The organism is Bradyrhizobium sp. LCT2, assembly GCF_009931255.1.
GTDB classification, from domain to species: Bacteria; Pseudomonadota; Alphaproteobacteria; order Rhizobiales; family Xanthobacteraceae; genus Bradyrhizobium; species Bradyrhizobium diazoefficiens.
Map to the genome: position 1 here is coordinate 8,391,077 of NZ_CP034432.1, position 19,254 is coordinate 8,410,330.

Consider the following 19,254-nt stretch of genomic DNA (forward strand, 5'->3'; position numbering starts at 1 on the left):
ATTGGTAGGTCCGCAAAGTGCGGTGAGCATCCGAGATGCCGGCGGCAAAGAGACGGACAGTGAAATACTGGGCAGGTCGTGGATCGACTCGAATGGAGGGTCTCATTCAATAGTTTAACCGCGGATACAGGCCTTGTATGAAAACTTTTCGCTGCTTCCATCGACACGATTGACCCAAAAGCATTTTGAGCCGAAGTCCGCGCTCCTGACGCTGAAATGAGTGATGCCTAGCCCCATCTTCGTAGTCGCATCCGGGTGGAGCGCCAGTGCTGCAAGCAGTACCTCGGCATCGCCCGCGCTGACTTTGTCTCCAACATCATACTTATGAAGCATTGCCTTCAAAAACGCGGCGGCATCTCCCTTCTTACTGAAGTGATGAGGGCCAATTGTAACCGGCTTTTTGACCATAAAAGTCTCCCAATCAATATTAGGATGTTGACGTGGCAGCTCCTGCGTTGCCCTCAGGCAGCAGTTTGGCGCGAATCTCACGCAGGATGATGGCCGAAATGTCCATGCCCTCGAACTGAGCGTCGTGTTCTCTTACCCAAGAAATGCAATCTTCCTTATTGAGGTCATCTCTTGCGATCTTTTCGTACAGCGCGACAGCGCTCACGCGCGATAATCCGAGCTCGATCAGCGAGAGTAAGGTCCGCGAAGAAACACCGAACTCGAGCTGCGTTCCTATATCGACATCACCATCAATGGGGTCTTCCCGCCCTAATGCAACTAGGTGCATATTGAGAACGTCGACATAGGCGGACAAATACTTCGGCGCCCGAAATCGCGCGATTTGTTCGACCATCTCCATCGTGCTGCGTATCAGGACAGGCAGCTTAAATGACCGACCGGTCCTGCGATGGTAGTCGATATTTCGCTCGATCATTCGAGACAAGGAGAACCCCTTTAGCCATTGCACGACAATCAGTGCGTGAAGCGGAATGATCTTGTCTGGTGTGAATGCGGGAAACAGATATTGGTTGATCCGGCACATAATCGTCACGAAACGATCGTAGCTGTCCTGGCTGTCGACGGCGGCCGGCAAAAGATTCTCGACATCACCTTTGTAGTTGCGGAATGCATCCAACAGGCGCTGCATGCCCAGGGCGCTAACACCAGGATGTCGGGCTGCGATATCTGGGCCTATCGCGATCTGCGTGGCGATATTTGCAAGACTCGCTTCAAGCCGCTCGATGGTCGCGGGATTGTGGCGTTTGGCGAGGCTGGATTGTGCAATTGATCCCTGCCGTAAAAATGTAGCGAGCAGATATGAGGCGACCTGCTCGAATTGATTTGGATCTTCGAAATCGGCCAAATCAGTCGTTGCCCGGCGGTCCAAATAATCCGCAAGGCTATCTCCCTGTTCGATCACCGCGTCACTTCCGCGTTTGATTGGGAAGCGTGCACGTTCGGGAACGCCATCAGGCCATGCCTGTGCGTTCTGAGGATCGATGCAGATGATATTCCCTTGGAATTCATCGCCCCATCGACCGGCGCGGCCGGCACGATTCCAGAAATCGTGCGCCTCCATCGGATGCCCGATGCCCTTTCGTGGGCCGCGCAGTACAATGGTTCGGCACGACAGATTTACACCTTCGATGAGCGTCGAGGTACAAACAAGAAAGCGAATCTTGCCCGACCGGAACAGCCGCTCGACCTCCGAGCGGACGAGCGACGGCATGTTGCCATAGTGAAAAGCAACGCCTCGCTCGACGAGCGGCGCGAGCCTGTAGTGCGGGTGAACGCCTTTGCGCGCCAAATCCGCAAGCTCAAGCAATTCAGGGGCAGATGGTACTTCCGGTATCAACTGACTGATGAGATCGGCGATGTCTTCGGAATCGGCGGCGCCGTTCGCGTAGACGAGTGTCCCGCCGCGCTCTCCGGCAGCAGCGGCGATGAACGCCAGCTTTTTCTTGAGAGAGCCTGGGCTACTGCCCAGCTGGACCACGCCGAGCGGCAGCATAGACGCGTGTTGGCGTGCCGACAATTTCCATAGTTTTGGCTTACGCGGCACCTGCTCGGTCACGATGAGGTTTTGAAGCACAGTCGGAACGTCGCTTTCAAACGACGCGGTGTGAGCTCCCTCCGGAGCATCTGCAAGAAGCTCCTGCGGGTTTTGCGTGGCGGGACTGATGAACACGAGCTTGAGCGTGGGATTGGAGCGGCTGGCGCGCTCTATGGCATCCTGAAGAACAACGCCGCGTTGGTTGTCCCCGATCTTATGTGCCTCGTCGACCACGAGCAGATCGACCTTGAAGGCGCCGCCGACGGCGTTAGCGAGCAGGTGCATGCGCTCCTGGGTCAGAACAAAGATAGCGCGTGGGACCGCCTTCCTGCGCTTTGTCATGCTTTTCCCGAATCGGAAGCGAGAAGACTTCTATGCCGCTGCGGGCTCCGAGCAACGAGACTAGATTTGCTTCGATCTCAGCAACAAGTGCCCTTGTCGGCGCCAAATAGACAGCGACACGCATCTCGCTCGATCGGATTTGGTCGATCAGCCATTGCAAGACTAAGAACGTCTTTCCCGATGCTGTCGGAGCAGATGCCGAAAGCCATTGGTAATTGTCGGCCTGGCTCCAGAATCGTTGTTGGAAGTCATTGACCCGAATCCATCGCCCACTGGATTGGACAAGGATCGACTGATCCATCTGGCGGCGTTGCGCCTCGATACGTAACGCCATGCCGAGTCGTCCATCAACATCGGCAGTGAGCAATCCGCGTTCGGTCGCGAGCGCAACCGCACGAAAATTCGATAGCTGGCCTAAGAGAACCGCGCCAGAATCTTTAATAGTCTCACTAGCGGAGAGCGTGATTGCCGCGGTGGCGGCGATACGAAGCGCTGCGTCTTGATAGGCCCGCTGATCCGACCGCGCAAGTATGCTTCCGGCTAGCAAAAGCCGTGGCCAGGCGGGCGAAACAGGCAAGGGTTTTGCCGTCGCGGCCGGGGAAGTCAAAGCCCTAGCAAGTCAGGCCAAGAATGCTACTCAGGAGATCGCCACACAAATCGTAGCGGTTCAGACCGAAACGGATGCCGCCGTGGCCGCTATCCGGCGAATATTCGACGTCATCAATCGAGTTGGCGAAACGACTACATCTATCGTCAGCATTCTTGATGAACAAAATGCCGCCATCGGGGACATCAGCCGCAGCGCCGAATCCGCTGCGGCCGGAGCACGCGCAGTAGCCGGGCACGTTCTCGAAATTTCCGGCGCCGCTGCGACCAGCCGTGGGGCGGTCGATGACGTCGTCCGCACAGTTCATGACCTGATGGATCGCAACCGCGCCCTCGGCCAAGCGATTGCGACATTTGTTAGCGAGATGCGCCAAGCCGCGTCTTAGTCAGCTTGAACCTAGTCATCTGGAATGCAAGTTCGTGACATTAGTTGATCGCTCGAATCTCTAGAGAGGGGAGCCCTCGTGGCGAATGCAGGTGTGAAAGGCCGGTCGATCGCGCCGTTGGTACTGAGTCCGCAGGAGCGGGCGTACTTGGAGAGACAAGTTCGTCGTCATCGTGTAGCGCGATCCTGCGGTGTGCAGATGGTCTGCCAAGCAAGTCTGTGGCTGCCGAACTTGGCATCCATGAACACACCGTTGGCAAGTGGCGCCGCCGATTCTTGAAGGATCGCTGTGATGGCCTGCTTGACGAAGCCCGCCCTGGCCGCCCTCGAACCATCGACCATGATCAGGTTGCCGAGGTAATCGAGCGGACATTGCGTACGACGCCGCCCGGCGCGACGCACTGGTCGATCCGCTCGAGGGCCGCGGAAACTGGCTTTTCTCACACCACGATCCGCCGAATGTGGACGGCGTTCGGCTTGCAGCCGCACCGCAGCCAGACATTCAAGCTGTCGAGCGATCCCCTATTCGTCGATAAGGTGCGCGATATTGTCGGGCTTTACCTGTCCCCACCGAACCGAGCCCTTGTCCTCAGCATCGACGAGAAGAGCCAGATCCAGGCCCTGGATCGCGAGCAGCCGGTCCTGCCGATGATGCCGGGCGTGCCGGAACGTCGCACCCACAGCTATGTGCGGCATGGTACGACCACGCTGTTTGCCGCGCTCGATGTCGCTTCCGCTTTGTCATTGGCAAATGCTATAAGCGCCATCGGGCGGTCGAGTTCTTGAAGTTCCTCAAAGAGATCGACGCTCAAATCCCTGAGGGGCTCGCTGTCCATATCGTCATGGACATGTGTGGACGCCCCCGTTGGTGCAAGAAGAATCTTTCGAAGAGTGCGGAGCGTGGTCGGGTGCTGACATGTGTCCGGCCTTTTGTTGCGGCTGTCACATGCCGCTGGCCCGTATGGGAGTTCGCGGAACGGGTCCAATTCAACTTCGCGTGCTCGAGGCGCGTATCCATGATCTGGTTTTCCCATTCCTGTCTCGTGACCGTGCGCCATACTCTCCGGTTGACCTTCTCACACTCACGGTCCCTGCCGCGGAACTACTTCGCCGCAGCCGGAGCCCGATAGGTTCCGCCTCTCGCCATCAATGCCCAGACGATGCGCGCCATCTTGTTAGCGAGGGCGACGATCACCAGCATGGGCGGCTTGAGGGCAAGCATGCGCGCAAGCCAAGAATCCGCTGTCGAGCCTTTGCGCATTGCCCAGCGCACGGCCGCGCTCGCGCCGATGATCAGCAGTCGTCGCAGGGTTCGTTCGCCCATTCGTGACGTCTTGCCGAGCTTCTGCTTGCCTCCGGTGGAGCGCTGCAGCGGGGTAAGCCCCAGCCATGCCGCAAAGTCGCGTCCCCTCTTGAAGGCCTGGGCTGTCGGCGCCAGGGCAACGAGCGCCGTAGCCGTGATCGGCCCAATTCCTGGGATCGTCATTAGCCGCTTCGCTTCGGCATCCTCCTTGGCGCGGCGGGCGAGCTCTCGGTCGAGCAGCGCCACCTTCTCGTTCAGGGATCGCAACAGCTCGACGAGCAGCCGTAGGATCGGTCTAGCCAACTCAGGAATGTCGGTATCATGGCTGATGATCACGGAAACGAGTTTGGCAACATGGGAGGGACCTTGCGCCGCTACCACCCCAAATTCGGTCAGATGGCCGCGGAGCGCATTGATGGTTTGGGTGCGCTGACGCACCAGGAGGTCGCGGGCGCGAAACACAATGGCCGCGGCCTGTTGCTCCTCGCTCTTCACCGCCACGAAACGCATCGTCGGCCGCTGGGCGGCTTCGCAGATTGCTTCCGCATCGGCGGCATCATTCTTCTGCCGCTTGAGTAGAGTCGAGGAGAGGCGCGGTGATGCGCTTGTTGCGCGTTCCGTTTCCTCTCCCCGCTCATCAAACCGGACGTGCGGTTTTCCCGCATCCGGCTTTCCGACAGGTTTCGTCACAAGGCGCACGTCGGCGACACTTTGCGCACGCGGTTCAGCACAAGTACGCCAGGGTTCCCATAGATCTGATCAGAGAACCGTCTGACGCCACGTCCTGGCGTCTTATGTCGTCTGCGCAGAAAGGCGAGCACGCGGTCAAAGACGTGTCGATCAACGGCCTGATGAGCCGTAGCAAGCGAGCCATAGCTGAAGTAAGCGGACCAGCCGCGCAGAAGGCGGTTCAGTCGTGCTTGTACTTCGGGCCAAGCGCCCTTGTTGCCCGGCGTCAGCAGTTCGCTGACCTTCCTCTTGATCCGCAGCACGCTTTTCTTCGACGGAGCCGCGCCAAGATACCACCGCCCCCATTGCGGAAGTGGCGGGGTCCGAGCGTGTACCCAAGGAAGTCAAAGCTTTCCAATCGGGCATTCTTCACCGAGGTTTTAGTCTCGTTGAGTGTCAGCCCAAGCTTGGTCATCACCGCTTTCGTCCACGTCAATGCGTCTTCCGCGTGGCCGCGGCTGAGAATGACGAAGTCGTCGGCATAGGAGATAATCTGGCCATGGAATGCTTCACGCCGACCGCTGAGACGCCAATGCTTCAGGAACCGGTTCATGTAGATGACGGAGAGCAGCGGACTGATGACACCGCCCTGTGGCGTGCCACACTTGTTGCTCTTACCGCCGCTCATGCGCCGTTTCCCGTTGCTATCCCGCTCCTCGACCGGTACTCGCAGCCATAACTTAATCAGCCGCAGCACATTCCGGTCGACGATGCGTCGGGCCACCGATTTGAGGAGGTCCGAGTGCGGTATCGTGTCGAAGTATTTCGACAAATCGGCGTCAACAACATCTGTGTAGCCCGGCACATAAGCCGGTGCACTTCCTTGACGGCATCGACCGCGCTGCGGCGCGGGCGATATCCATAAGCTCCGTCCTCAAAATCCGCCTCGAAGATCGGTTCCAGCACGATCTTTGCAGCAGCTTGGACGACCCGGTCCCGGATTGTTGGGATACCGAGCGGACGTTCGCCGCCGCCGGGCTTCGGGATCATCACCCGCCGCACCGGATCGGGCCGATAGGTCTTCGTGACGAGTTCATCGCGCAGGCCAGCCAACCATGCTTCGAGTCCCGACGCGTCGATCTGTTCGAAAGTTATTCCGTCCACTCCCGGCGCACCCGCGTTGGCGCGGGCCAGCTTGTAGGCATGGCTCAGAATGTCCTCGCGGCAGATCTTGTCGTACAGCACATAGAAGCGGAAGGCAGGCTCCGCCTTCGCTTTGCAATAAAGCTTTCTCTGAAGGCTCCTGATCTTATCGGGCGTTTCAAGGCTCATCGCCAATCTACCCTTTCCCTCGCCATCTTCAAAAGCGCACCTGAAGTCAGGGTCCTTTCCTCCGCCGGAATTACCCGGTTTCATCGGTACCTTTGACCCTGTCCGACTCCCGTCCGGTCCATCGACTACTCAATGCTGAAGGCGCGACCTTCGACCAAGACGGGTCTCCCCCGATTACCCGTACTACCTTTCCAACGTGCCGTGCCCATTACCCGGTGAACCAGACAGGTGCGTGCGTCGATTGCTTCCCTGTCCGCACGGCCTTCCCCGCCATACGATCGGATCGGCATTCACATCGTAACTTTCGAGGCGTGCTCAGGCTTCACTCACGTTACGGCCCGCTGGATTGCTCGGCCGCCTAAAGCGACCTTTGTCACGAGGCTTCGATCCGTCCGATTGCTCGTCCAAACCGCTCGTCAGCTACCAGATCAATCGACAACTCTCTGGGTGGATCCTTCCTCCACTGGTAATACGCGCCGTCGGGGCGCACCGAAAGGCTTTACATAGTCTGGCGCAATGAGTCGCACCGCATGCCCTAATCTCCCGATCTCGCGCCCCAGTAGTGGCTGCTGGCGCAGGCCTCCATGGCGACCGTGCACGTCGGCTGCGCGGCAAGACATTTAAGCACCTGCTCCCGGCGCAGCTTCTTGCGGAAGAGCACCGTTCCTGATCCATCCGCGCCGTGCATCTGGAACACATTCTTCGCCAGATCCAACCCGATTATGCTAACTTCCGACATAGACGCCTCCGTTCAAGTGATAGTCAACGATACCACTTTGGCACAGCGATGCCGTGAGGGGCGTCCACCCCATCAACTAGCCACCCACAAGACACCCAAGATCAAAGCGTGGCTCGCTCGCCGGCCGCACTATCATGTCCACTTCACGCCGACTTCCGCGTCATGGATCAATCAGATCGAGCGCTGGTTCGCTGAGCTCACCAGAAAGCAAATCCAGCGAGGTGTTCACACCTCCGTCAGGCAACTCGAGGCCGACATCCGTACCTTCATCGAACTGCACAACAATAACCCGAAGCCCTTCAAATGGACCAAGTCCGCAGACCAGATCTTGGCTTCCATCAAACGCTTCTGCCACAAAGCCCAGCAGACTTTATGTGGCGAACTTTAGATTCACGTGACTAGAAGGCCGCGCCAATCTCGACTCGCGCGTCGACTATACGTCGAGGAGCTCGGTAGTTGGTGAGCTGCATTGGAGCCGGAACGGGACGCCGCCGAACCAAGGCGCCCCGACGCACTTTGCCGGGGGTTGAAAGCGCGCCGGGCCCGCCCCAACATCATCAGTACATCCGTGATGATGCTTGCGGCAATGAGACAAGCAGCGTGGCGGAATTGAGGCTCATGCATTTTATACTTGAAATTAAAAAATGTTCTCGTGAGCTGCTCCAAAGCACTTGAATCGCACGTAGCGTCACGTTGTACGATCGCGCACTTGGCGCTCTTCATCTAGCAAGCAATTTATTTTCCGTGACACGCCGGCCTTCAACGGGAGGCATCCGACTCGTGGCATCTGCTGAGAGGTGCTGCATATCGAAGGTAAGCGGCGAGACGCCCGCCTCCCAAGCCAGCCATTGCTCCATGCTTTAGTGCCCTTGGATTCCCAAAGGATGATACCGGCTGGACGAGCGATCGAACCGTTGATCTGCTGGACGACGTGCGCGCCAGCTCCTTTGCCGATCGCCTCAATCGTCTCCGTAGGAAACGGCTGCGAAGCAAGGCTTCGAGCTCGAGCTCGCGCACTTCGCCCGGGAATTGCTGGAGGGCTGCTCAGCCTTGCGCTTCAACTCCTTGATCGTCTGGGCAATCGACTCCATCGATTGATCCTTCTCAAGCACACGCAAGCGCGCGGCTTCGTCAGCTTCCTGCCTGGCTTTCGCCTGGAAATCACCGATTGAGACCTATTCGATGGCAGATCGAGTTCACGTTCTCTTCATCAAGGGCACGTTGCTTGCGGATCAGCTCGGCTTGAGCCTGCTGCGCCTCGGCAAGCCTGGCATTGTTGGCTCCAAGTTTTGACAAAGCTCGGCCGCTTCGGCAGTTTGTGCCATTAGCTCGGCCGCCGCAGCGTCTCGAGCCTTCTTCGCTTCCATGGCGACGAGCTGGCCGCGCTCGGCAGCTAACCGCTCGGCGAGCTGGTCCTCGACTGCTCGCGCTGCGTGGCCCCTCGCTGCTGGGCAAGGCCTCGGCCTTGCGGGCAACCTCGGCATCCTTGTCCGCCAAGTTTTGCTGAAAGCGCCGGCCGGTTCCCTCATTCACGGAGCAGCAAGAGAATCGGTGAGGTGAATCTCGTGATTGCAGTTCGGGTGGGCCGATGAGCGGCACCCGCCGCGGGTGTTTCAGGTTCTGAGCCCTCATGCCCTATTGTGCTGCCGGACTAGACGTGATCTCGCCAGCGTCGGCGCATTTTACCATGCGACTTTATCGTGATTTCCACATCCTGGTCGAATGCCATGAGCATCCACATCGGCTTTTCCTCGGAAAAGCCCAGCGACAGCCTGGCCCGCTTTTGGTGATGCCTTTAGATCCGTGGTTTTCGTCGCGAAAGGTTGCGCGTCAAGGAATGCGGAAGCGACGCGCCCTCGGATGAATGACTGACACTGCGCGCAGGCTAGTCAGGGGAGACTAGCCGCTCCGACCGTGCTCATACGAGAAGTTCATTCTACCCACAAGCATCCAGATAATCGCTAACGAGCGGCTCTCATTCCCATTCTCACTCCCGGCCCCTAAGCCGCGTTGGCAGTGACATCGAGAGCGGGACCAGACTTGAGGAACAGGTAGGCCCGTTTGACGTAACGCAAGGACAGAAGAGAGGGCGTCGGTCAGCTTCATACTGTTTGAGCATAGGAAAGTTCAGCCTTGCAGACCTCCCTCCTAAACAAGTATTGCGATGCTCGCCTGCCTTGGTACACCATCTACCCAACCGTACCGGATTTCTCCGCGATGGTCGGTGCCGAGACTTGTGAGACATGGTTGAGGCGGCTGCCGCCCGACGAACCCGTATCGCTCTACCTCCACGTGCCGTTCTGCCGCTCGATCTGCTGGTATTGCGGCTTTCCTACAAGCCTCACTCGCAGCGAGCGACCGATCAGCATTTACTTGGCGGCGATGCATGAGGAGATCCGCTTGGTCGCAGAGCAAGCGCCGCGCGCTCTGCCGGTGAGCGACGTGCATTTCGGCGGTGGGACGCCGACCACCATTGCGCCAACCGATTTCCTGGCCTTGATGGAACTCCTGCGCCGCTGCTTCGCGTTCAGCAAATCAGCTACCATCGCCATAGAAATCGACCCGCGTGCGTTCACGGCCGAGATGGCCGAAACGTTACAAGCAGCCGGGGTCAGCCGCGCGAGCATCGGCGTGCAAAGCTTCGACCCCGTGGTTCAAAGGTCGGTCAACCGCGTCCAGAGCGAGGTGCAGACGGCTTCTGTCGTCGAAAGTCTTCGCCAGCATGGGATAAGCCGCATCAATTTCGACCTTCTCTTCGGACTGCCGCATCAGACGGTCCGGTCCTGCGTGGACTCCGCGCGGACGGCTCTGGCCATGCGGCCAGACCGGCTTGCAGTTTTTGGATATGCTCACGTCCCCTCCTATATGAAACGTCAGCGCCAGATCGATGAGGCGGCGCTGCCGGACAATGTCGCCCGCGCTGAGCAAGCCGCGGCCATTGCAGATACACTGGTCTCGGCCGGCTACCGCCAGATCGGGCTTGACCATTTCGCCCTGCCCGACGACGAGCTCACGCTAGCGCAGAAAGCCGGTCGGCTGCGCCGCAACTCCCTGGGTTATTCGGCTGATACCTGCAAAACCGTGATCGGCTTAGGCCCGTCAGCCATCGGCCGTCTGCGTGACGGTTACGTCCAGAACGAGATCGCAACTGCTTCCTATCACCAACACATTCAGGCTGGTCGTCTGGCAACCTCAAAAGGCTACTTTCTCTCCGCCGAAGATCGCCTCCGAGCCGCAATTATCGAGCGTCTGATGTGCGATTTGCAGGCCGACGTACCAGCGATCTGTGCTGCTCACGGATTTGATCCGATTCCTCTTCTCGATTCGGCCGACCGCCTGGGAATGCTTGCCGAAGACGGGATAGTGGACATTGAAGACGGATTCATTCGGATCAAGCAGGAGCACCGGTTTGTCATTCGTGCTGTTGCTGCCGCATTCGACACTTATCTCGACCGTACCCCTATTAACTAAGCCACGCATGTGAGCAGATCCCAAACATCTAAGCTCTTCGCGAGGGGGCGATCCGAAGAATCGCCTCGGGCAGACGGGCCAGATTTCGAGGATGCAGCGGCGGCGTGATGACATGAACTTTCAGATATGGCCTCAAAACCGGCGAGGGCTGATCAAAAGGAAGTTGATTTAAAGGAAGACGCAGCGGATTCCGCTGTTCAGGGCCACGCCTCGATCACGCGGAAAGGGCTCTGCTCCACCTCCCTCGGCGTGCTCTCGATGATGGTGACGGCCTCAGCGATATGCCGCTGAAGACGCCGGCACCCGCACAAGCTTTGGGTATTTTACGGCCGGAGGCAGCTTTGCGAAGTTACGGTCCACCTCCTCGAGCGCAGTTGAAGACTCGACCACGCCTGCAGCGGCCACTGAGACCTCAAGGCTCGGTGGTCTTCGGTCCTGCGATCACTGGCGCGCCTCCGACGGAAACAGGTCCCTGTGGTTTGGACTGCCCGAGGCGTTTCCTGGCGACGCTTGAAACAGCCCCGGATGACGACAAAGGAGGCACGGAAGCAGCCGAAGGGGCAGGTATTAAACTCTGCAGCGAATCGATCCGCGAAGTCAGCACGGTGATCTGATCCAGGATCCCTTTGAGGTCATCCCGCTGGGCATCGATCCGGCGGTTGAGTTCTGCGATCTCATCGCCAGCTTTCTGCTGTGCCCACTTTATGTCGGACAGGGATGCACTGTCCTCCGGTGACAGGCTCATCGTTGAAGCGACTTCCCGGGCTTCCGGCGTCTCGACAAACTTTTCAAGGTTAGCCCAAAGCCAGGCGCCAGCAGCACACGAGCCGACGAGGACAAGCGGGAAAACCAGGGGAATCCGTCTTGACGGCCGGTGCAAGAGCGGCCGCAAGTCTGAAGCGGCCGCTTGATCAATCCAGTCCATTGTCCCTCGCTCAACATCCCATTCCAGCAGGCTTATTTCGTCGAAGCGACAGCCTGCGATGCTCACGCGCTCCAGTAGCTGCCAGCGTCGAGAATAATCAATCTTGGCGACCTTCCCGATCGGCTGCCACTGCTCTTATCAAACTCCCTTCTTGAGCAACGCAACGCGACAATTTGCGCGCGTTCTCCATGATAGCATCACCATCGAATGGTTCTCGTCTTCGTCGGCGATGGCGCAGCATTTTCTCATCATTCAGAAGAACCTTGCAGATTTTCCTACCTTGCCGCTGCACGAATGCAAACCGTCCACCGATTGCTGCAGCGTGTTCGATGGAGTCCCGCCTCACGCGTTGCCGAGACCAGCAACTTCATTCCGGACGCGCCACGTGAGCGCCACGGCTGAGCGGCCGAGCCGCAATGGCCGATTGGACCGGCAACCATTGCACCTGGTCAACTACCAATTCCGGCAGGTTGTTCGAGATGACGGGCACGTGGCAAGCGTGACCAACGAACGCCGCGCACGTGAAGGATTCGGATGCAAGACAGATTTTGCCGCGCCAACGGCGCTGACGGAGGCAGCAACTGCTCGCCGATACACGCCAAAGCTGCTCGATGGCTGATTCCTCTGGTCTCCTGGGCCACCACGTTAGACGTTGTGGTGTGGTTGCCGGGCGCGCAAATTCAAAGGCTCTCCGGCCTTCGAGCCTGGCGATTGTCGCGTCTTTCGGTGACAACGATACCAATGGAGCGCTTCGTGAAGCCAGGCCGCTTGCCGGGCGAGCCTTGCTTTCTGGTAGCTGCCGTTTCGTCGAGAAAGCCGCCTTCGATGCAAATGCGCGGCACCGCCGGAATCGCCTGACTCACAGTGCTGGCCATTCGCAATGTCTTGGCGGCCAGGACAGCGAGGTCCCGGGCGCTCGGCGTGAGCATTTTGCCGAGCCAGCGCTCGCCGCTGGCTCTCGGCGCAGCGGCCGTGATGCTCAAGAAAGTTGCAGACCAGACCATCATCGCGCCGCGAGCGGAGAGGTTTGGGAAGCCTGAGTGGTTCTTTTCGGATAGATCGAATTCTGGCTCGTCCCCCTCGCCCTCGGACGCGAAAACGCCGGGAGCTCACTTTGGGCCAATCAGGCCGCAGTGCAATCTATTCATGGCCGGCAGACATGGACCCGAAGTGCGCCATGCGTGATTGCTTACTTGCGACGACCTCGCCTCGGACATACGCGGCTACGGCAGCACTTTCTTCCAATTTTAGACCAAGGGGAAAGCAATGTTGGCTTGTTATCGCACTTTCGCTAACGGCTTGTCTGGTCGGCAATTCCGTACTGGCACAAACCGCGAGCGGGCTTGATCCTAGTAGCCACCCTGTGGATCAGGCCAGCAAAAGGGCTTCCGATCGGGCCGCAAAGCTCCCGATCGACCTGATCCGTCAGGCAATCCGCCCTCCTGCCCCGGCGTCAGCAGCAGGTCCCGGAGTGCCTTTCGAGAAGCGCGGCAATGCGGACAGGGCTGCTCAGACGAGACCGCAAAAGACGATCGATCCCTTCGCAAGGTACGACGATCTGCGTGAAAAAGGGTTGTGGCTCAACATACCCGGCCCTGCGGACACAATTGATCAGGACAACGTTAGATCGGCGCTGGCAGATGTCGGCATCGGCTACATCGGCTGGACACACAACAGCTTTGCAAACAACCAGCTGCCGAATGCAGCCAGAAGCACTATCGCAAACCAGCTCTATATGGGCCAGAATCCGACCTTCGCGTCGGCAAACTTCATGATTGTCACCTACGATCTCAGCCGGTTTGGCATTGCCGACGGACAGATTGTCGTAGGAGCCGAGCAGCAATACTGGACGTGGGATCGCCCGGGGCCAGATCGAGTGGGAATCAATACGCTCGCCTACTACCAGACCCTCTTCGACAGGACACTAGAACTCAAACTTGGCTACCTCAGAAACCAAAATGAGTTCACCGGCACATTGTTCGGAGGGATTACAGGATCGAACATGTCTGCCTTGTTCCAGGCAGGGATGAGCACCAATGCCGCGCCCACGCCGGCGGTCAACTTGAAGTACAATTTTGACGATCGCTTGTACAACAAGGTCTCCATCCAACGCTCAATCAGTCCAGATGGTCCCTATGCCCAGATAACGGAGAATCCCACCGGCTTGAACTGGAGCACGGCCAATGCAGGCATCCTTCTCGTTGAAGAAGCCGGCTACAAGAGCAAGGCTGCTCCGGGCGTAACCGACACGTGGCTGCGGGCGGGCGTCGGTTTCAACAATAGCCGCTACACGAATTTGGCGGATCCCAAGCAACAAAGGGAGAGCGGAAACAATTTCTACTACATCGCTGCCGACAGGCAGCTCTCGCAGAGTGACGCCCCTGGGTCGCCGTCTCGCGGCATCTATGGCGGCTTCTCCGTCATGGGAACTCCACCTGACCTCAACAGGATCAGCCGGTATTATGAGCTGCGTCTTTATGCGAAGGGAGCTTTTGATAGTCGGCCCAGTGATCTGATTGCTCTCGTTGCGACCAACACAGCCTGGAGCAAGCATGCAGTGGATGCTGCTCTGGCTAAAGGCCAGCTTGCGCACCGCCAGACCACAGCAATCACGGGGACATACACCGCGCATCTCGCCCCGGGGATATATGCAAGCGTCGGACTGTCATACATTCACAACCCGACAAGCATCACACACACGCCCCAAACGGAGCATGCGCTCAATCTGTTGGTATCTACGTTGATCTTCTTCTGATCATCGCATGCGCCATTCTGCTCCCACGTTCTCGTGACGCATGGGACCGAAGCTTCGCGATCTCCTTGAAAGGATCGGCCGCAATGCGCTAGACGAGCCCGTTAGGTCGGATATGACCGGACGCCAGCTGGAAGAGATTATGGAGAAGGATCTCGTTAGTTCTCCAGGGAGCATCGGGCGGATGGAGGAGAGGCTGGTCCCGAGCGCCGTCATTTCCGAGGTGGGCCAGCGCGAATAACTCCCTGTATGGTACCATGGCCAGGTCAGGTTCTCGAAAGCTTGCCCGACTACCGAGACCTGTTCAGGTGATCCTGGAGGTGAGGTTAGCGTGGACCCGCAAGGTTCTGACCCATTTAATGTACCAGCTTGGTCGCAGGTGCAGCACGCCGTCTCGGAACAGCCGCAGACGAGCCAGACCCGACAAGATGGCTTTGAGCAGCACTTGGCCCAGGCAAGGCAGCCCGCTCCCGTCGGCGGCGGGGGGCCCCTATCCCCGTCTGCTATCTAAAGACCGGCAGGGCGATTGCTCAATATGCGGCTCAGAAAGTCCACAACCGAACACGGCCGCGGCGCCTTTCACCTTCGTCGGGAATACCGCGAAGTTACTGCCCTGCCCGAGCCCATCGGTGAGGCCAACTATCTGGTTGGCGCCCATTTCTTCGCGAGGGCCGATCCGCCCCACATGGCGCCGGGGTGTTGTACCGAGAGGCACGGGTTCTCTCATGGGCAGGCCATTCTACCATGGGTTGATCAATTAGGTGTTGTGGCGGGAGATAGCCGTGGACGAAACTAGCCTTCATGACTTTGACGGACCGATGTCGCCTCAGACTTGGCGATCATGGGAAGCCTGGACCGACCATCAAGACTCAGAACCGCAACCCAAAAGCCTCCCCTTCGTTGTGGCCCGCCTGCTCTTGTGATTTGGTTTCTGTTGGGATTCGTGGCTTTGGCGAGCTGGGTCGGACTTAGCGCCTTAAATGATCCGGATCCGCCTGTTCGCAACGACAGTTGGCGGAATTCTGGAAACAGGCGTGCTCGTGCCTCCCTGTGCGGTATCAGTAAACGTGACGGCACCAGTTGACGTGAGAGCCGTGCTCTTCAGGCACGGGTATCCTGACAAACTTCGGCGCCGACTTAAATCAGGCGCAGCGAGCGGGCCGACGCGCTCCTGTTTCAGCACCACGAATACGGCACTGCCAACTAATGATGAAGCGACACAATGAGGCAAACGATGCTCGGAGGAGGCCGGTCGTTATGCAATCTGACACCTCCACGACCGGCCTGCTCTTTTGTCCCGGGGGACGTCACATGCGACGTAGAGCAGAGTTCTTCAGGAAGCCGGGGCAAGTGCTGGATTAGCCGGAAGACCAATCCACCCCTCCCAACGTCCTTTCAAAGCAGCTTCCTCGGTCCTGGAGAACCAAAGGCGGCGTCCCGTCTACGAGATCACTTCCAGTGGGCCGGCGTAGTCTTCCGAATGCTTACCAACATATCACCACGATCGACCAGATCGTGCCAGACCACCTCGACTTCGCCGGTGCAAGAAAAACGTCAGCGGAGGATGCTCGCTCCCCTGGAGGCGAAGTAAGCCTCGCAAGGGCTAAAGTTGCCCATTCGATCACGACGAACCAAGCCGCAATCATCATCCTGCTCGGGTCGTGACTCCGTCCGTGGGCAGAGCTGGCTCCGGAATTCTGGACAGGGCGATAAGTGGAGTTTCTGCCTGACGGCGGGCAAGATTGTCCCGCGAATCAGGAGAGACGATGAGCAGACGAACCCGTCGGCACCACGCACCGGCATTCAAGGCGAAAGTGGCGTTAGCCGCGATCAAGGGTGAGATGACGCTGGCCCAGCTGGCTGAACATTTCGACGTGCACCCGAACCAGATCACGCAGTGGAAGTCACAGCTTCAGGAAGCGGCGGCCGAGGTATTTGGTCCTGGCGGTGGCAACAGAACGAGCGAGCCCGCGGTGGACGTGAAAACGCTGCACGCCAAGATCGGGGAGCTCACGCTGGAGAACGATTTTAGAAGGCGCGCTCAGCAAAGCCGGCCTGCTGAGCGCAAAGCGATGATCGACCGAGAGCACGACCTGCCGATCACGAAACAGGCGGAAGTTTTGAAGATCGGCCGCCGGCATGTTAAAACGCTGATGCGGCGGATGGGGATAGAGGCGCTCTACCGCCGGCCGCGTACCACCACGCCCGAGCCTGGACACAAGATCTATCCGTATCTGCTGCGCGGGATGGAGATCACACGCCCGAACCAAGTCTGGGCGATGGACATCACCTACATCCCGATGGCGCGCGGCTTCGTGTACCTGGCTGTTGTCCTCGACTGGGCAACCCGCCGGGTGCTGTCGTGGCGCGTCTCAATCACGATGGAGGCCGCATTCTGCGTCGAGACGCTGGAGGACGCTCTCGCTCGCCACGGCAAGCCGGAAATCTTCAACACCGACCAGGGCTCACAGTTCACGGGCGCCGCGTTCACCGGCGCGCTCGCCAGTCACGGCATCGCCATCAGCATGGACGGCCGGCGCGCCTGGCGCGACAACGTGTTCGTCGAGCGGCTGTGGCGCAGCGTCAAATATGAGGAGGTCTATCTGCGCGCCTACGACACCGTGTCCGACGCCCGCGCCTCGATCGGCCGATACCTCGACTTTTACAATGGCCGGCGTCCTCACTCGAGCCTTGACGGCGGCACCCCGGATCAAGCTTACTTCAACCCGCTGCCGTTCCGCGCGGCAGCTTAACTTTGGCAGAAGCTCCACTTATCGACGCGGAATTGCTGTTCAGACAACCGGGACCACCTCAGTCAGCCGATGTTCGATGCCATTCTCTTGGCAGCGCATATCAAACATATGTGTCACGTATCGTGCCGTCGGGCCGCCCGCGTAACGCGGTGGGAAAGTGAACTGGATCCCATTGTCTGTGAGAACCGTGTGGATCTTGTAGGGGACAGCCGCGATCAGAGCCTCGAGGAAGGCGGAGGCTGAGGTCCTTCCCGGCTTCCTGACCAGTTGCACGAAGGCGAACTTGCTGGTGCGATCGATAGCGACATAGAGGTAGAGCTTACCTTCAGCGGTCTGGAGCTCAGCGATGTCGATATGGAAGTAGCCGATCGGATAAGCCTTGAATTTTTTCTTCGAAGGCTTGCTGCCTTCGACCTCCGGCAATCGGCTGATGCCGTTGCGCTGGAGGCAGCGATGCAAGGATGATGCGTGAGATGGCCGTGGCGGCCGGTAAACCCCAGAGCGCGCGATGCCAAGCAACATGCATTGCCGGCGGATCGACAGCGCCATGTCGGCGCGATCGAGCATTCCTCGACGGTCCGGCGTGCTCATCTTCCGACCTCCGCGCCAAAAAAATCGCGCTTTGTCCAATCTTGCCGTGCAGCTTCTCGATCTCGCTTTCGCGAGCGTCCTCGCTCTCCCGCCCGACACCCGCGTCAAAGGCCAGGGCCGCCTGGTCCAGCAGTTGCTTCTTCCAGGCATAGATCTGGTTCGGTGAACCTCATAGCGCTGGGCCAAATCGGCCACCGTCGCCTGCTCCCGCGCCGCTTCTAGTGGTTCATCACAGTGATTTTGACTCTTTAGCGGTGGCTGGATAAGCGCGGCCGAGTTTGGCGCGGGCTTTGTCGGTTGTGAACATCCATTTTATGCTGGCTCGGGTTTTATTTCGCCGCCGTTGCCATGCTGCGATCTCGTTTCGGAGCCTTTTGGGATCTGCGATGCGGCGGCCGAGACACTGGCGCTGTAGCACGCTGATCTCGCATTCGACCATGTTGAGCCAACTGGCGTGTTTCGGGGTGAAGTGGAATTCGAGGCGGCGCAGGATGCGCCGGGCCTCGGCGGGCGCGAAGGCCTCATACAGCGCCCCAGGCTTATGGATCGACAAATTGTCCTGCACGACACGGATGCAGGCGGCGTCGGGATAATGGACGTCGACGAGATCACGCATGCAGTGGGCGTAGTCCACGGCGGCGCGGCGGTCGGTGACCTTGACGTTGCGCCAGCCCCGATGTGGATCGAAGGTGACGAAGGGATTGGCGGTGCCGTTGCGGCGATACTCGTAATCGTAGCGCTCGCGCTGTCCCGGTTGGGCCGGGACCGGCTGGCGCACCTCGCCGATCAGCTGGATGGGGGTCTCGTCGAAGCAGACCAGCGGCCGGGCGGGATTCTGCGTCTCGGCGTAGAGGTCGAGCACGTCCTCCATGCGGGCAACGTATTCGCCGTCGACATGGGGAATGCACCACATGTCCCTGCGCCACGGCTTGAGGTCGTTCTCGGCCAGCCGGCGACGCACGGTCTCGCCCGACAGGCTGTTGTGATCGGTGAGCTTGACCATCGTGTCGGCCAGCAGCGTCAGCGTCCAGCGTTTGCAGCCAGCGGGCGGCTTGGCGCATGCGGTCGCCACCAGCAGGGCTTCCTCCTTGCCGGTCAGCTTGCGCTCAGCGCCCGGACGCGGCTCCTCGCTCAGGGCCCGCTCCAGATTGCCTTCCACGAAGCGGCGCCTGGTCCGGCCGACGGTGGAGAGGCTGACACTCACGGTCCGGGCAATCTCCTCGTCGCGGCCGCCCCTATCGGCCGCTCTGCGCCCGCTTCAGCTTGCGGGCGGCGTGCTTGCCGCCACCGAGCATCGCCGTCAGTTCATCGCGCTCGGCTTGGATCAATTCGACCCGATAACGTACATTCATGCTTTGCCTCCTTGTCGGAGGCCGGGACGAAT

12 protein-coding genes and 7 pseudogenes are annotated in these 19,254 nt (G+C 59.2%); 7 read left to right on the forward strand and 12 right to left on the reverse strand.

The annotated features are described in order from the left end of the window. Positions 1-114: 114 nt before the first annotated feature. Genes EI171_RS39585 through EI171_RS46225 form a run of 3 tightly spaced genes read right to left on the reverse strand, consistent with a single transcriptional unit; the run spans position 115 to position 2,921 of the window. Entirely contained in the window at positions 115-408 is a 294-nt protein-coding gene (locus tag EI171_RS39585) for a DCL family protein (RefSeq protein ID WP_161536471.1), read from the reverse strand. 19 nt (positions 409-427) lie between these two features. Continuing rightward, complete coding sequence (locus EI171_RS39590) at positions 428-2,287, reverse strand: helicase-related protein (protein WP_246740388.1); 1,860 nt, start codon at positions 2,285-2,287, stop codon at positions 428-430. Continuing rightward, the gene (locus tag EI171_RS46225; protein WP_246740389.1) at positions 2,271-2,921 is read right to left on the reverse strand and encodes a DEAD/DEAH box helicase; all 651 of its coding nucleotides are present in this window, start codon (positions 2,919-2,921) and stop codon (positions 2,271-2,273) included. The genes EI171_RS39590 and EI171_RS46225 overlap by 17 nt, the downstream gene beginning before the upstream one ends. Here EI171_RS46225 and EI171_RS46935 point away from each other — a divergent pair. Continuing rightward, positions 2,875-3,336, forward strand: a complete 462-nt coding sequence (locus EI171_RS46935) for a methyl-accepting chemotaxis protein (protein ID WP_161536472.1) — start codon at positions 2,875-2,877, stop codon at positions 3,334-3,336. The two genes, EI171_RS46225 and EI171_RS46935, sit on opposite strands and share 47 nt — an antisense overlap. A gap of 78 nt (positions 3,337-3,414) precedes the next feature. After that, positions 3,415-4,183 (forward strand): annotated as a pseudogene (locus EI171_RS39600) (IS630 family transposase); the annotation flags it as partial. A 254-nt stretch (positions 4,184-4,437) separates the two neighbouring features. Here the strand turns inward: EI171_RS39600 and EI171_RS39605 are convergent. From EI171_RS39605 to EI171_RS45275, 4 genes and pseudogenes are all read right to left on the reverse strand, one after another. Continuing rightward, a pseudogene (locus EI171_RS39605) lies at positions 4,438-5,235 on the reverse strand (IS110 family transposase); the annotation flags it as partial. An 89-nt stretch (positions 5,236-5,324) separates the two neighbouring features. After that, the gene (locus EI171_RS46235; protein WP_244651866.1) at positions 5,325-5,630 is read right to left on the reverse strand and encodes a group II intron maturase-specific domain-containing protein; all 306 of its coding nucleotides are present in this window, start codon (positions 5,628-5,630) and stop codon (positions 5,325-5,327) included. Beyond that, a pseudogene (gene ltrA / locus EI171_RS46240) lies at positions 5,594-6,723 on the reverse strand (group II intron reverse transcriptase/maturase). The gene EI171_RS46235 and the pseudogene ltrA overlap by 37 nt, the downstream one beginning before the upstream one ends. Positions 6,724-7,130: 407 nt before the next feature. Further along, positions 7,131-7,378 (reverse strand): annotated as a pseudogene (locus EI171_RS45275) (IS110 family transposase); the annotation flags it as partial. Positions 7,379-7,457: 79 nt separating this feature from the next. On the opposite strand from EI171_RS45275, the pseudogene EI171_RS39615 reads away from it, so the two are divergent. Continuing rightward, positions 7,458-7,766 (forward strand): annotated as a pseudogene (locus EI171_RS39615) (IS630 family transposase); the annotation flags it as partial. Between the two features lie 300 nt (positions 7,767-8,066). Here the strand turns inward: EI171_RS39615 and EI171_RS46940 are convergent. Next, on the reverse strand, positions 8,067-8,426 hold the full coding sequence (locus tag EI171_RS46940) for a DUF2130 domain-containing protein (protein ID WP_333927158.1): 360 nt from the start codon (positions 8,424-8,426) through the stop codon (positions 8,067-8,069). Between the two features lie 1,085 nt (positions 8,427-9,511). Here EI171_RS46940 and hemN point away from each other — a divergent pair. After that, positions 9,512-10,849, forward strand: a complete 1,338-nt coding sequence (hemN, locus tag EI171_RS39620; RefSeq protein WP_097669941.1) for an oxygen-independent coproporphyrinogen III oxidase — start codon at positions 9,512-9,514, stop codon at positions 10,847-10,849. A gap of 412 nt (positions 10,850-11,261) precedes the next feature. On the opposite strand, the gene EI171_RS39625 is transcribed toward hemN, so the two are convergent. Then, positions 11,262-11,840: a hypothetical protein gene (locus EI171_RS39625; RefSeq protein WP_246740391.1), complete on the reverse strand. Its 579-nt coding sequence runs from the start codon at positions 11,838-11,840 to the stop codon at positions 11,262-11,264. 37 nt (positions 11,841-11,877) lie between these two features. Between EI171_RS39625 and EI171_RS39630 the strand changes: the two genes are divergently transcribed. Next, positions 11,878-12,393 carry a hypothetical protein gene (locus EI171_RS39630; RefSeq protein ID WP_161536473.1) on the forward strand — a complete coding sequence of 172 codons (516 nt, stop codon included), beginning with the start codon at positions 11,878-11,880 and terminating at the stop codon, positions 12,391-12,393. 61 nt (positions 12,394-12,454) lie between these two features. Here the strand turns inward: EI171_RS39630 and EI171_RS39635 are convergent, their stop codons facing one another. Beyond that, the gene (locus EI171_RS39635; RefSeq protein ID WP_161536474.1) at positions 12,455-12,757 is read right to left on the reverse strand and encodes a hypothetical protein; all 303 of its coding nucleotides are present in this window, start codon (positions 12,755-12,757) and stop codon (positions 12,455-12,457) included. 380 nt (positions 12,758-13,137) lie between these two features. On the opposite strand from EI171_RS39635, the gene EI171_RS39640 reads away from it, so the two are divergent. Further along, positions 13,138-14,529 (forward strand): carbohydrate porin, encoded by a 1,392-nt coding sequence (locus EI171_RS39640; protein WP_246740392.1) that lies wholly within the window; start codon positions 13,138-13,140, stop codon positions 14,527-14,529. 1,763 nt (positions 14,530-16,292) lie between these two features. Further along, complete coding sequence (locus EI171_RS39645; RefSeq protein WP_161537170.1) at positions 16,293-17,279, forward strand: IS3 family transposase; 987 nt, start codon at positions 16,293-16,295, stop codon at positions 17,277-17,279. A gap of 54 nt (positions 17,280-17,333) precedes the next feature. Here the strand turns inward: EI171_RS39645 and EI171_RS39650 are convergent. Together EI171_RS39650 and EI171_RS39655 are read right to left on the reverse strand one after the other, a co-directional pair. Next, positions 17,334-17,744, reverse strand: a pseudogene (locus tag EI171_RS39650) (DDE-type integrase/transposase/recombinase); the annotation flags it as partial. A gap of 355 nt (positions 17,745-18,099) precedes the next feature. Then, positions 18,100-19,222 (reverse strand): annotated as a pseudogene (locus EI171_RS39655) (IS630 family transposase). Positions 19,223-19,254: the final 32 nt, after the last annotated feature.

Bases quoted from the DNA above. Each gene is read 5' to 3' on its own strand.
- EI171_RS39585 (WP_161536471.1), bottom strand. From the start codon at position 408: ATGGTCAAAAAGCCGGTTACAATTGGCCCTCATCACTTCAGTAAGAAG.
- EI171_RS39590 (WP_246740388.1), bottom strand. From the start codon at position 2,287: ATGCACCTGCTCGCTAACGCCGTCGGCGGCGCCTTCAAGGTCGATCTG.
- EI171_RS46935 (WP_161536472.1), top strand. From the start codon at position 2,875: ATGCTTCCGGCTAGCAAAAGCCGTGGCCAGGCGGGCGAAACAGGCAAG.
- EI171_RS39645 (WP_161537170.1), top strand. From the start codon at position 16,293: ATGAGCAGACGAACCCGTCGGCACCACGCACCGGCATTCAAGGCGAAA.